14 protein-coding genes are annotated in these 12,455 nt (G+C 63.0%); 6 read left to right on the top strand and 8 right to left on the bottom strand.

Features of this window, described 5'->3' with window-relative positions:
• Positions 1–6: 6 nt before the first annotated feature.
• Entirely contained in the window at positions 7–156 is a 150-nt protein-coding gene (locus tag ACE10Z_RS09780; protein WP_375787736.1) for a hypothetical protein, read from the top strand.
• 74 nt (positions 157–230) lie between these two features.
• Positions 231–716, top strand: a complete 486-nt coding sequence (locus ACE10Z_RS09775) for a zincin-like metallopeptidase domain-containing protein (protein ID WP_375787735.1) — start codon at positions 231–233, stop codon at positions 714–716.
• A 962-nt stretch (positions 717–1,678) separates the two neighbouring features.
• Here ACE10Z_RS09775 and ACE10Z_RS09770 read toward each other — a convergent pair.
• The 4 genes from ACE10Z_RS09770 to ACE10Z_RS09755 form a co-directional block, all read right to left on the bottom strand.
• A complete protein-coding gene (locus ACE10Z_RS09770) occupies positions 1,679–3,070 on the bottom strand; it encodes a hypothetical protein (protein WP_375787734.1) in 1,392 nt (463 codons plus the stop codon).
• Entirely contained in the window at positions 3,067–4,413 is a 1,347-nt protein-coding gene (locus ACE10Z_RS09765; protein WP_375787733.1) for a DUF4365 domain-containing protein, read from the bottom strand. The genes ACE10Z_RS09770 and ACE10Z_RS09765 overlap by 4 nt, the downstream gene beginning before the upstream one ends.
• Positions 4,414–4,513: 100 nt before the next feature.
• Complete coding sequence (locus tag ACE10Z_RS09760) at positions 4,514–5,170, bottom strand: hypothetical protein (RefSeq protein ID WP_375787732.1); 657 nt, start codon at positions 5,168–5,170, stop codon at positions 4,514–4,516.
• Positions 5,167–5,700: a DUF3990 domain-containing protein gene (locus ACE10Z_RS09755; RefSeq protein ID WP_375787731.1), complete on the bottom strand. Its 534-nt coding sequence runs from the start codon at positions 5,698–5,700 to the stop codon at positions 5,167–5,169. The genes ACE10Z_RS09760 and ACE10Z_RS09755 overlap by 4 nt, the downstream gene beginning before the upstream one ends.
• A gap of 119 nt (positions 5,701–5,819) precedes the next feature.
• On the opposite strand from ACE10Z_RS09755, the gene ACE10Z_RS09750 reads away from it, so the two are divergent.
• The 4 genes from ACE10Z_RS09750 (at position 5,820) to ACE10Z_RS09735 (ending at position 8,543) form a co-directional block, all read left to right on the top strand.
• Entirely contained in the window at positions 5,820–6,671 is an 852-nt protein-coding gene (locus ACE10Z_RS09750; protein WP_375787730.1) for a hypothetical protein, read from the top strand.
• Between the two features lie 80 nt (positions 6,672–6,751).
• The gene (locus ACE10Z_RS09745; protein ID WP_375789791.1) at positions 6,752–7,477 is read left to right on the top strand and encodes an SOS response-associated peptidase; all 726 of its coding nucleotides are present in this window, start codon (positions 6,752–6,754) and stop codon (positions 7,475–7,477) included.
• The gene (locus tag ACE10Z_RS09740; protein ID WP_375787729.1) at positions 7,474–8,301 is read left to right on the top strand and encodes a hypothetical protein; all 828 of its coding nucleotides are present in this window, start codon (positions 7,474–7,476) and stop codon (positions 8,299–8,301) included. Before ACE10Z_RS09745 ends, ACE10Z_RS09740 begins: the two co-directional genes overlap by 4 nt.
• Before the next feature lie 98 nt (positions 8,302–8,399).
• A complete protein-coding gene (locus ACE10Z_RS09735; protein WP_375787728.1) occupies positions 8,400–8,543 on the top strand; it encodes a hypothetical protein in 144 nt (47 codons plus the stop codon).
• Between the two features lie 105 nt (positions 8,544–8,648).
• On the opposite strand, the gene ACE10Z_RS09730 is transcribed toward ACE10Z_RS09735, so the two are convergent.
• The 4 genes from ACE10Z_RS09730 to ACE10Z_RS09715 form a co-directional block, all read right to left on the bottom strand.
• Complete coding sequence (locus ACE10Z_RS09730; RefSeq protein WP_375787727.1) at positions 8,649–9,179, bottom strand: hypothetical protein; 531 nt, start codon at positions 9,177–9,179, stop codon at positions 8,649–8,651.
• A 102-nt stretch (positions 9,180–9,281) separates the two neighbouring features.
• Positions 9,282–10,199 (bottom strand): hypothetical protein, encoded by a 918-nt coding sequence (locus tag ACE10Z_RS09725; protein WP_375787726.1) that lies wholly within the window; start codon positions 10,197–10,199, stop codon positions 9,282–9,284.
• 417 nt (positions 10,200–10,616) lie between these two features.
• Positions 10,617–11,849: a type II toxin-antitoxin system HipA family toxin gene (locus tag ACE10Z_RS09720; protein ID WP_375787725.1), complete on the bottom strand. Its 1,233-nt coding sequence runs from the start codon at positions 11,847–11,849 to the stop codon at positions 10,617–10,619.
• Positions 11,849–12,229: a helix-turn-helix domain-containing protein gene (locus ACE10Z_RS09715; protein ID WP_375787724.1), complete on the bottom strand. Its 381-nt coding sequence runs from the start codon at positions 12,227–12,229 to the stop codon at positions 11,849–11,851. The genes ACE10Z_RS09720 and ACE10Z_RS09715 overlap by 1 nt, the downstream gene beginning before the upstream one ends.
• Positions 12,230–12,455: the final 226 nt, after the last annotated feature.

Genomic DNA, 12,455 nt, shown 5'->3' with positions numbered 1-12,455 from the left:
CACTTGGTGATGACACCGGCAAAGATGATCGCCGCCGCGACCACCGACGATGCGATCAGGATGGCGCCGCCGGCCCTTTCCCACCATCGGAGCCTGCTGCTCAGCATCGCCGCGATGTCGAACCCGCGCTCACCGGCGCGGACGATGACGCCGTAACGCGTATCGTGCCGATGTTGCGGGAGTACACAGTTTTCAACGTCGATCAGTGCGATAGCCTTCCTGAGAGGGCTGTGGCAACAGGCGCCGTAAAGCCACGCAATTGCGACGAACGCTCCGCCGCGATCGATGAATTTCTCGCGTGCACCGGTGCCAGCATACGGGAGGACTTCGGCGAGGCCTACTACCTACCCGGCGCCGATTTCATCAGCCTACCGCGGTTCGAGGCTTTCAAGAACGCTGCTCACTTCTATTCGACCGCGTTTCATGAACTTGGCCATTGGACCGGCCACAAGTCGAGGCTGGCACGTGATCTGCACCACCGCTTCGGCGAGAGGGCTTATGCTGCAGAGGAACTGGTCGCCGAACTCTGTTCAGCCTTTCTGTGCGCCGAGTTCTCGATTGACGGCGATCTGCGCCATGCCGGCTATATCGAAAACTGGATTGGCCTTCTGAAGGCCGACACGCGCGCTTTCTTCACGGCATGCAGCAAGGCGCAAGCCGCCGCCGACTTCCTGCGCGGCTTGGCTCTTTCGCAACCGACGGAGGTTGCAGCGTGAACGTGTTCCCCTGTCGATCGTCGACACCAAAAGTATGCGCCGTTCTTCGATGTCGATCCGCTGACCGGCATCAGCGTCGAAGTATTCTATGGTGATCGAACCCTCGAAACGTTCGGCAAGGGCGGTGCTGGGTGGTTTTGGCACGCCCGCCGGCGCGGTTTCGCGCCGGAAGGGCCGGCGTACGGCCGTTAACCAGGCGCGCGCGCGTGCGCGCTTTCTGGCTTTCTACCCGCAAAAAATCACGTTCTTCGTCAGCGCCTTGCCGAACGGGCGGCTAGACCTGACCGAAGGACTAATTAGGGAACGAAGGGGCCGGTGCGGGACCGATGGGGATTTAATTCGCCTCAAAATCCCCACAGCGGGGCCCCCGCTTCGGCGACCGCTGCGCCGCTGGCCCGGGGCCCATCTCGCGAGGGGGTGCAATCCCTCCGGGGGCTCCTCACCTCCAAAATAGAAGAATATTCTCCTTTTCGGTTTTACCGACTCGACCTCGAACGGCCACGCCGCGCCCCTTTTTCTGGTCGTCGTCGGCCCGCCGACGGGTGTCGCTCCAAGGACTCGTTTTTCGGCCGATCCGCCCGCTCACGATCGAGCGCGGCCATGGTACGCGCCGACACCCCGTCGCCACCGGCGCGACGGCGGAGATCTTCTCCGCGAATATCGAATCCTGATCCGATGGGGATCGCACGTTCGGCGCGATGGTCCTCTCCGACGTGCGCCGCGATATTCCCCGACGCACATACCCCCGGCCTTCGAAGAAGGCGACCGAGACCGCTTCGTAGCAGGACCGCCCGAGAAAGGTGGCACGCGTCACTCGGTCGATCGACCTAAATGTAACCGGGCAACCGGCAACATCGACTGTCGCGCCGGGCCGTTCGTCCTGCCAGGCAGCGACGCCCTGTCACATGTAGAAGCTGTATCTCGGCGCGATCTCCTGCCCCTCGGGCACGTACTTCAACACCTCACCGACGTGCTTCGCGGCGGCGATCGTGATCGGCATGCCGTTGTCGAACTGCGTGTTGTTCCAATTCATCTTCGTGAGGGCGAGCGTTTCCTCCGCCACGTGCTGCAATGGCTGGCCCTGGACCTGACACCGCAACTGCAGGGGGCGCGGCACGTACATGCCGGGATAGGTCCGGAAGTAGTCGACGCTGCCGCGTGTGTAGAGAAGCGCATGGTCCTTGTCGAAGCGCAGCAACGTCCCCCGCAAGGGCGGATAGACGCCGAGCCGGTAGAGGCGGGTCAGCGACTTCTGGATCCAGACGAAGTCGGCGTAATCGATGTCGCGCTCGTCGATCGCCTTGTGGAAGCCGTCCAGTTCGTGACGGTCGAACTTGGAAGTCTTGTGCAGGACCACGCGGGCCGGCCAGTGCCCGTGCTGGTCCCGGAACACCTTCAGCGAACCCTTTTAGCAGTTCATAGGCGTCGAGCGCGGTCAGGTGCGGCCGACGGTCCTCCTCGCTTTCGACCATGCGGCCGCCCCGCAGGATCAGTCCCTCCCCGCGCTCGTCGAACATCTGCGCGGTGCTGGTGTGGACCTGGTCCCCGTCCACCGAACGATAGAAGCTCAACCCGACGAACGACGTCCGGAGCTGACGAGCGTCGCGCGCCAGCCGCCATGGCAGACCGCCCGCCTTGTAGTAGGCCGCCGTCAGCAGATTCCAGGCGATCGTCGCCGGATCCTGGGTCCGACGCTCGCTGGTCTCCTTCAGCTTGCGCGGAATCCTGATCGACGGGTCGTAGGTCGTCGGCCAGAGCAGCTGGATCGGGAGCCTCAGGCGCATGCACGACGCCTTGAGCATGCCGCGAAAATCGAGCGCGGTACCGGCCTCAGTCTCGTTATCGTCCTCGCCGCCTGCCGCGTCGCGAGCGTTATAGGTCCGCTCGATGATGTCGACCGGCAACGCGATCAGCACGACGTCCGGCTTTACCGTCTGCTCCGCCATGGCCGCAATCTCGTTGGTGATCGTCTCCACGATCGCCTGCGTGACCTCTCGTTGGCCGGGTATGCCGACCAGGCGCGCGATCTCGCGCGTCGGCAGGACGCGATGGATCTCGTCGGACGTGACGAACTCGCACCTGAACGTGGTCTCGAAGTCGACCCCCGGAAACGCCGGAAACAGGTTGGGTTGCCGGCTCTGCTTGGCGGCGAAGCCCTTCGTGCACCGTTCGATCCAGCGCGCGGTCCCTTCGACGGTCTCGGCACTACCGATGATGCCCATCTTGATGCGCTTGGGCGCGCTCTCCATGCCGAAGTCCAGCGGGCCGTAGTCCATAATGCCGAAACGGATGTCGGGATGGCGGAACGCGCCACCGAACTCAAGATCGGGCTCGGAAAGGTGATTAATCCTCACGTGACGTTCTCGACGGTTTCGCCGGCGAGGGCGTATTCGAACAGCGGAGACGCTGGATCGGTCTCCTGCGACTTCCAGAGATCGTCCGGCACCCCGACGTCGAGCTCGAGGGCATCGACGGCGCGGAACGAAAGGAACGGATACGTCTTCGTCAGCAGGTCTTCAGCACCATGCGTCGTCAGGAAATCCCGCCACATAACGAACTGTCCCATGACGGCCGCGTTGTTTTCGATCTCCTTGATCTTTTTCAGCCGCTCGCCGGCGTAGCCGTCCGTATCCTGACCGTTGTAGGTGAAGTGGTAAGTCGGCGTGATCTCGGCGTACCACTTGCCGGCGAGCCGGACGAAGCGGTGCAGGAAGGCCGAGTGCCGCCAGTAGGCGAACTGCCTCGGATCGCTCTTCTTCTTGCCGTACGGTCCGACCACACGACGGGTAGTGGTGTTCTGCAGGCTGCGGTAGGCGTAGTTCAGGCTATCCCGCTCCTTCGGCTTGCGGAAGAAAAACACGCCGCTGTCTCGGTCCCGGTACAATTCCGGCCTGACGAACTCTCCGATCGCCCGGTTGAGCAGCGCCACGAAGTCGCGCTGCCGGTCCTCGTCGTAGCTGTTCGCCCACTCCGTGGTGTCGAACTCCTCCATGGCCTCCCAGTCGCAGAGCTTCTTCCACGGGTATTCGTCCAATGGATGGAAGGACAGCACCGACTTCGAGCGGACGATCCATTCGCCGCGCGATGGCTTCGCGATCTCGCCGAGCGCGCCGCCGAACGACTTGTCCGTACCGTGCGACGTCGGCGCCCAGAACAGCCGGGGCGCGAACACGACCTCCAGCAGATTCGCCAGGATCTGCTCGCTCTTCTTGACGCTGGGGCCCGACGCGCCTGGGCGGACCGCGGTCGCGACCGCGATCATGGCGGCCTTGGCTTCCCGGGTGAATTCGTCCTTCGCCTTGTCGAAGACGACCTTGCGCGACTTTCGACGTTCCGGATCGGCGAACCACTCCTTGAGCGATTTCCAGTAGGCCTTCCGCGTCTTCAGAGCCACAACGATCAGCAGGACGGGAGCCGTGCCCTTGGTCCAGTATTCGATGTCGACGTCGGCGCACGGGAATTCGAACGTCTCCCCGGTCACGCCCTGCAGCCGATCGCGCTCGGTCGCCTTGCCCTGAACCTGCAGCAGCAGATTGCCGACCTCGCCGGTTTCAGCATCGCGCAACTCGATGAAGCCGTCGATGCCCGCCTCAACGCCGCCGGTCGGATAGAACATGAATCCCATCGACAGGACGATTCCCTCGATGATGGACATCCCCTGCTGACCGATGACGTCGCTTTTGCCGATCTTCTTCATGGTCTTATGTTCGCATGATTCGACGTCGGCCATACACGGATTCGTCGGTCGTCGGCGACCGACGAGCCGCTGCGACGGCGGGCGTACCGTGAAGTCTCTGCTAGGACTGACGCTGCAGACGCGCCTTCATCTTTTCGATGCGGAAAACGATGCTGCTGCTGGGCTTTCGCCGACGAGCGTATTCCTGCAGACCATTGAGCACGTTCAAGGCACGATCCAGACCGTACACCTCCTCCCGATCGGCGGTCAGACCGGGCAGCGTTTCCATGTCGATACGCCGCGGCAAAGGGCGTTTCCACGCCTTGCGTTCGAGGACGTAGGCCGCGACGCCGGCGAATACGGCCAGACGTTGATATCCCAACTCGCCCATGAACCTGTTCAGTGTCGACACGGTCACCATGGGAGCGCTGTCGTCGCGCCGCGCGGACGAAAGGATCTCGCCGGTCCGTTCGACACGCGCGGGCAGCTCGTCGACGGGGACAGGCTCTCCGAGCCGATACGCAGGAAATGCCTGATCGTAGGCTTTCGTGCGTTCGATCGTCACGGGTTTCCCCAGCGCGGCGGCCACGTCGAGGGGATGGTCGTGAAGCGCAAGAGCGCGCTCCAACGGCGGCGCCTCCGACAGATCGCGCCGATACTCGTCCGCGACGGCAGGGTCGGCACCGAAGACCCGGCCGACCGTGAACCGCACCGCAGACCAGTAGACGGCCTCGGCTGCCGCAAGATCGTCCTGACGATTGGGATCGAGAACGGTCATGGCATCACGTTGAGCAGCGGGTTGCCGACTTCGAAGATCGGGACCTGCGAGATGAAAAGTATTCCGACGGCCGTATGAAACGATACCTGATCGGCTTGACCTATAGCTAAGGTCTGCGGCGCCGCCGTCACAGGCCCCGTGACGACATCGTAGGGTCCGCCTCGATGGACCCGCGGCGCCTGAGGGATCCCTCCCGCCCTGCAATAGGCGACGAAATCGTAGAAGCGGTCGCGGTCGCTCGGAAACACAAGCGTTTGCAGGTTCGCGAAACGATTGCGGCCGACCAGCATCCTCAGCACGACGGCCTTGCCGGCGCGCTGGCGCCTGACGCGCGTGTTGGCCCAATTCCTGGCCTGATGCAGCCACGTCGTTGTGTAGAAGCCGGGTCCGAAATCGGGCCTGTCCGCACCGACCGAGGGCGAGATGTTATGCGGCCCGCCACCGGGACTGATGCCGTTCGGGTTGGCCGGCCGGAGCGAGCGGTCGCTGCAGCCGTGATAAAGGACCATGTCGTCGTTCGCCCATGCCACCGGAAATGTCCCCCGCCTTACGGGCAAAGCCTAAAGATGCGGACGGAACCTAACAAGAGCGGCGCTCGCGGCCGAACCAACGGACTTGTTCCCGCGGCGCGAAGGCCTAGATGTGCGGGATGGGCGAAGCAAAGCGGAAACGCGCTAACCAAAAGAGCCGAGCCGCCGAGCTCGAGGATGGCTTTCGCAGCCTGGGCATCGACTTCGCTCGACCCGGTTTCTACGACACGCCGGAATTCCTGGCTCAGGAACGCCTCGACCCGCGTCTCCTGGAGGCCTACGCGGAATGGGTGCTGGCGCGGCCGCGCGGCGTCGACGAGGATGCGAAGGTCCGCGAAATCGTCCCTCGGCTCGCCGACATCGTCAACGGGCGGTTGAGAAGGCACGATTGGATCGGAGGGTGCGTCGCGATCACGGGCATGGTCTCCCGAATGCTGGACCGCATGGGCATATGGAACGTCACGTTCAAGGGATCGGCGACCATCACGCACATTGAGACCGACGAGACGAGGCATTTCGCGATCGTGGACCAGTCGCAAGGTACCGGCTATCAGACCGGCCACATGTGGCTGGCCGTCCCGCCGTTCGACGTCGTCGACATGACGCTGAGATTCCAGCATTGGCAGCAGGATCCGATTCAGGAGGCCGTCCAACCGGTGCTGCTGGCGGAATCGACCGAAGTCGTACAGGCGCGCCTCGAAGACCTCGTCGCTCCCGATATCCGGCGAAGGTACGGAGACCCGAATCTCCACAACAAGAGGCTGCCCGATCAGAAGCGCTTCGGCCGCATCTTCCCTGCGCGCCGCTTTACAGCCGGCGGCTGCGAATTCCGGCTGGTACCGTCGGGCGTCAGCATGACCGACGTCCCGCTCGAGCAAGTCAACGTTCATGGACGCCAAGGGGCGCCGGCGATCGAAATCTGGCGCGAGGACGTCGCTCCTGCATTCGGCTTCGAGGCCGATCCGGAGTAGCCTGGGGGATCCATCCCAGTCTCCTTGGAAGCGCAGTGTATCCTGCTCTTCTGCACTGCCAATTCACGACCGGGGCGCCGATGTGCAATCTCTACTCGATGACGACCAACGTCGAAGCGATCCGGCGCCTGTTCGGCGCGCTGAATTCGCGCGTCGGCAATCTCGCATCGATGCCGGGCGTGTTTCCGGACTATCCGGCGCCGATCGTACGCAACGGCAGCGAGGGTCGCGAGATCGCGATGGCGCGCTGGGGAATGCCTTCCTCGCAGCGCGCGCAAAAACTCGAGGCCAAGGGCAAGTCGGTCGACTTCAAGGAATTGGTGCGGATGGAGCCGGACGCCGGTACCACGAACATCCGCAACGTCGGCAGCGCGCACTGGAAGCGCTGGCTCGGTCCGGACCACCGCTGTCTGGTGCCGTTCAACAGCTTCTCGGAATACGACACGATCGACGGAAGGAAGGTCCCGGTCTGGTTCGCGAGCGACGAGACGCGCCCGCTTCTCGCCTTCGCCGGTCTCTGGACGAACTGGACGTCGGTCCGCAAGGCGAAGGAAGGCGAGGTGACGACGGATATCTACGCCTTCTTCACCACGGAGCCGAACGCCGAAGTCGGCCGCGTGCACCCGAAGGCGATGCCGGTCGTCCTCACGACGAGCGAAGAGCACGACGTGTGGATGCGAGCGCCCTGGGAGGAAGCCAAGGCGCTGCAGCGGCCGCTGCACGACGGCGCGCTCCGGATCGTGGCGACCGGAGAGAAGGAAGATCCGATCCCGGAGCGTCCTGTCGGGGACGACCGCGCGTCGTGAATGTCAAGGACATAACGTTCGAGATCATGGCGTCCTACGCGACGGCTTGCAGAGACCTGCAAGCCGAAATCGCGAGGCTCGGCGCCGAGGGTTACGACATGCTCGTCGTTCCCTCCCGCGGCGCGCACCCGTTTCTCGAAGCCGCACGCGCGTTCGACAAGCTTCGGCCCGGAGTCGATTGGAGGCAGGTGTACGAATCGCCGTTCTACCGGATGGGCGAACTCTATCTTCCGTTCACCGCCGATTGCGAAGACGACGGTCCGATCTCGAGCGGCGACATACGCGGCTACTGGTCGCGCATGCTCGCTGCGATGATCCGAAAGGACGCGCAGGATCCCGCCTATCGTCTACACGAATTCCTCAGGGCGCGAGCCGGCCGCCTGACCATCGGCGACAACAGGATCCCGTCGGATTCGACGGGAAGATTCATCTTCGTGGACACCGTGTTGTCCGGTCGGGCGATCTCGGAGATCTTCACGGCATTCGAACGCCACGGGCTCACGGATTGTCACTTCGTGCTGCTCGTCGACGAAAGCGGGAGAGGACTCAAACCGGCCTATGCCGCGTCGATCCGCCGTATGGTCTCGGCCAACCGCGCCACCGTAATCAACCTCGAGAAGATCTTCACCGAGGACCAGGGTCCTGCGATGAGCGGGATATGGACGGTCTCCTTTCCTGAACTCATGGCCGAAGCGCGTCGACGGATTCCCGAACTCGCGGAATCCGGCGAAACCGGCGCCGGGCGTTCTATCACGAAGTCAGCCGACGGACGGACGACTCGAACCTGGACTACACCATGGCCTTCGGCATGCTCGGGACGCTGATAAACTCCGCGACGGTATGAGGCGACACGGACACGGCTCGGCGCTTTCTCGATCGATTTCGGGATCACATGATAGAACGCAAGCTTCAGCGAAGGGACATGACGAAGCTCATCGCGGAGCCGAAGATCCGGGAAAACATCCGCTCGATCGAGTCGCTCGACCTATCCGGCTCGCACGTGATCCGCGTACGGCTCGCGAAAGGTCGCGCGAAGACGCTGATCGACGAATTTCTGAAGTCGTGAAGAGCACGATCGTCATCGCATTTCTCGTTCGGGCGCACCGGTCAGCGGCGATAGGCGGCGAAGCGGACCGCTCATGTCCCGATATGGGCACTGCCGGTACTCCCGTCACTCGTCGGACAGCCTCGTCCGACCGGACGGAGCGATGCCGCCGTAAGGACAATGGTGCCGCAGGAAGTCGCGCCAGAACCGCAGCACCACCTCGAAGAGATGCGTCGCCGGAACGAAATGAGGTCTTCCGTCGAGTTCTCCCATGTCGACCATGAGGGTCACCGTCACCTCGTTGAACGCGAGAGTGTTGAAGGCGGCCGTGTTGAGCGGTCCGACCACATGGCGGTGGATCGGAAGTCCCTTCGCCTGGAAATGCTTCGATCCGTTGGCTAGGTCCTGCATCTGCGCGGTCCAGATGCTCTTCTCCGCGATCCATCCCTTGAAGCTCTCGATGCTCTTGCCGATACCGAGCTCCCGGCGCTTCGCCTCGTCCTCCTTCAGGAAGTCCTTCCAAACCCACTCGGTCAGGTGATACGCCGTGATCGCGAAGTTCATTGCGTGCCGACCCGAGCCGGGGGCCTCGCACGCGTCGTCGAACTCCTGGACGAGCTTCGCGTAGAGTTGCACCGGCGTTTCGATACCGAACACGTTGCTCTCCTGAATAACGCGGCAATCCACCGCGCTCGCGATCCGACGGTAATGACCTTCGGACCAGGTCTCGCGCTCAGATCTCGTCCGTTCGTTTTTCGGTTAGGACGTGGACGCCTCGTCGATCCTGACGCTTCGCACCACGTCGAGAAAGTCCTGCCAGACCTCCAGAGAGGCGGAGCTCTTTGCCAGGTTGCAGCCGACGTGTGTCAGGTGGACGTTGCCGGTACCGTAGCGCTTATCGGCGCTGTCGATGCGATCGGCGGACATCCGCAGAAGCGCGTTTTCCTCGCCCGGCACGATCGGGCCGCCGCACAAGCTGCACGATCCCTTCTGGGTCCGCCACAGTTCGTTGAGAAGCTTGAACAGATCGGAGAAGTTCAGCGACGTACGTTCCGGATAGGTGTCCTCGCGCTCCGTGCCCGCTCGCTCCACCGCGTTCGCGATGTTGTTCGCGAGCCGCGAGATGTCCTGGTTCAAGAGCCTGTCGGTCGGAATCGAATGCAGGCGGCGCTCGACGTATGGAGGAATCTCGATCGCGGTCACTTCGAGGCCGAGCAGACCGGCCAGATCGACTTCATCGACGGGGATGGGCTTTCCGCGGTTCGTTGGGTTCGAGAACCTCCGGTAGGTCGCCGACATGTGGGCCTTCGCCTCCGGGAAGTTCGCGAAGGTCCAGCACCGCACGATCGGCATCGATAGCTTCCACCGATCCGGGTGCGTGAGCTGCGCGCGCCTCCAGGTCTCCGGCTCGACGAGATCTCCCGTCGCGACGATGACGTTCGGCGCGACGTCCACGATGGACATCAGCCGTTGCCGATGCGCCGGATCGAGAGTGTCCTTGGGATTGCCGGTGCCGACCGTGATGACGAAGTCCCGACCCAGCGAATAGAAGTCGCCGAACCTGTTGGCGACTCCGCGTTGCGAGAAGGAGAGCGCCGGCCACAAGGCACTGGCCGGCGCCCACTCGCTCTTCGCGTATAGGCGGGAGTCGGGAGCCACGATGTCTTCGAGGACCATCGGATTTCTCGGACGAAGGCGACCGGTAGGAGTTCTCCCTTCGATCCTAGCATAGGATTCCATCGCTCGTTTCGCCGCACGGCGGGGACGACGGCTGGACCGTGCGCCGACGATACGTCGCGCCGTAGTCTCCGTGGTACGACGGTACACGCCCGACGTATCTTGGGCGCCTACGGCCTTGCCTGACCGCGACGAGCACCTTCCTCCGAGCTACTTCACGGTGCCTAACGTCGGCAGCGACGGGTGCTCGGAAGCCTTGGAGGCACATTTGAGCCTCCCTCACGAAATCGAGCCCGATGTCGATGCTGGCGCGTTTGTGCCGACGAGCCGGTGCCGAGGTTCCAGTCCAATGCAACCCATCCGAATAACAAGTCATATATGACAAGTTAAAATAATTAAGTGGTCATATACGACTTGTTATAGAGCTTTGGCGATTTCCGATTCATCGTGCTCGAAGGCATCTTCGTAGCCGCGTAGGTTCGTTCCGCTCACCCCCGCTTGGCGGAAAGCCTCGCGCCATCCGTCGGATATCCGCTGCGCCGTATCCCGGATGATCTTGCGTGCCTCTGCCTCGGCAATCTCGAAGAATTCGCAGGCGTCGACGGCGAGCTTGATAGAGCGATCGTGCGCGCCGCCTTCCATTATCGCCGTCTCTAGATGGGCCTCGCGGTCGGGCGCGGGATTCACGTCGAACATCGGCGATAAGCGCCATCGCCCCGAACCGACGTACAGGAAGCCGTGGTTCTTCAGATGATCGTCCTTGTTCGAGACGAGAATGGTGAAGACCATCCGTCGATAGAGCTCCGCGAAATCCGCTTTTGGCTCCGGAGAATACGTCCTCATGAAATCGACGATCTCGGTGTACGAACCGAGTTCTTCGCCCTTCTTTCCGAGTGCGGTCCGCGCGGAGATGTAGGGAATGCGCGCGCGTCCGCGCCGATCGAAGCGCTGAACGAGTGCCACGGGAAAATGCGTGTCGGCGAGCTCCAGCCTGACCTCGGGAATGCGTATGCCGCACGACCGCGCGAGCCTCAGCGTCGCGACTTCGACCTGCTCGATCGGATGCTGGTCGTGCACCGACGTGAACTTGGCGAGCCAGAGGACGTCGCCTTCGCGGACGTTGGCTTTCGGCCGGGCTCCGCCTGAGGCGCCGGCGCCGGCGAGCGCGCGCATCTGCTCCGCCGCCAACTCCTTGCCCTGTTCGTAGGCGCATGCGAGTTCGGTTATCGCCTGCAGATCGAGCAGACGCGGTGCCGCCTCGCCCGCCTTTCCAGTGATGACCTTTCCCTCGTCGTCGACGAAGCGCAGGGCGCCTTGCCGGCACGCATCGTCCGACAGCGTGAGGTACTCGAACTCCGAAAGACCCTTGCCGTAGGCGCGCTCGAGCAGTCTGCGCCCCCAGCTGTCGGGCGCGGCGTCGGAGAAGACGCCGGCGAGCGCCTCGCGCGTGTCGCCCGATTGAGCCGACGCGTGGTATGGCCCCTGATCGACGGGCATGTCCGGCTGAAGTGCGAATGCGTTTGGATTCTTCGACCAGGCGGCATCGTAAGCGAAGATCGAGAACTGGCGGGGACCGGTCTTCGTGAAGCGCAGATCGCCTGCGCGCGTCAGGCGCTCGCCGAGTGCGACTTGAGCGTGATATTCGCTCATCAGAATGCCACGCCGTCGGGATCGACGTCACTGGGCTCGTCTCGCCCGGCCTTCTCGACGGTCCCCTTCCGCCTTCGCAAGGAAGCCGCGAAGGATCGGCCGCGCTGCGTCGTCCGTTCCGATGTCAAAGCCAGACCCAGGTCGTCCTTACGGACGTCCACGAGGTCGGCTAACTTCTCGACGAGCCCGAGAGTGACGAGGACGTCCGCCAAGGTGCCGACAGCGACCTTGGCATCGCCCTTCTCGAGCCGCTGGATGGTGCTGGCGGACGTGCCGGCGCGCTCGGCAAGGTCGGTCACGGCGATCCGCCGGCTTAGTCTCGCCGACCGCAGATCGTGCCCCAGGCGCTTGAGCGCGACGCTGGATTTCGGCGAACTCATGGAACTCTCCACATACGACCAGTTAGAGCACTTTAGTGATCATATATGACCAGTTATTTAACGCGCAAGTGTGGTGATTTTTTGATGTCGTCGCGCGAGACACCGATCGGGTTCGCGCGAACTCGACCAAAACAAGGACTCGACACCCTATCCGCGTCACCACATAGTAAGAACATACTAAGAACGATTATCGACTATCTGATGGTTGCGCGGATAGAGTTTTGCA

This window comes from Bradyrhizobium sp. Pha-3, assembly GCF_042258615.1.
Lineage (GTDB): Bacteria > Pseudomonadota > Alphaproteobacteria > Rhizobiales > Xanthobacteraceae > Bradyrhizobium.
This window is presented reverse-complemented; position numbering and strand designations above follow the sequence as displayed.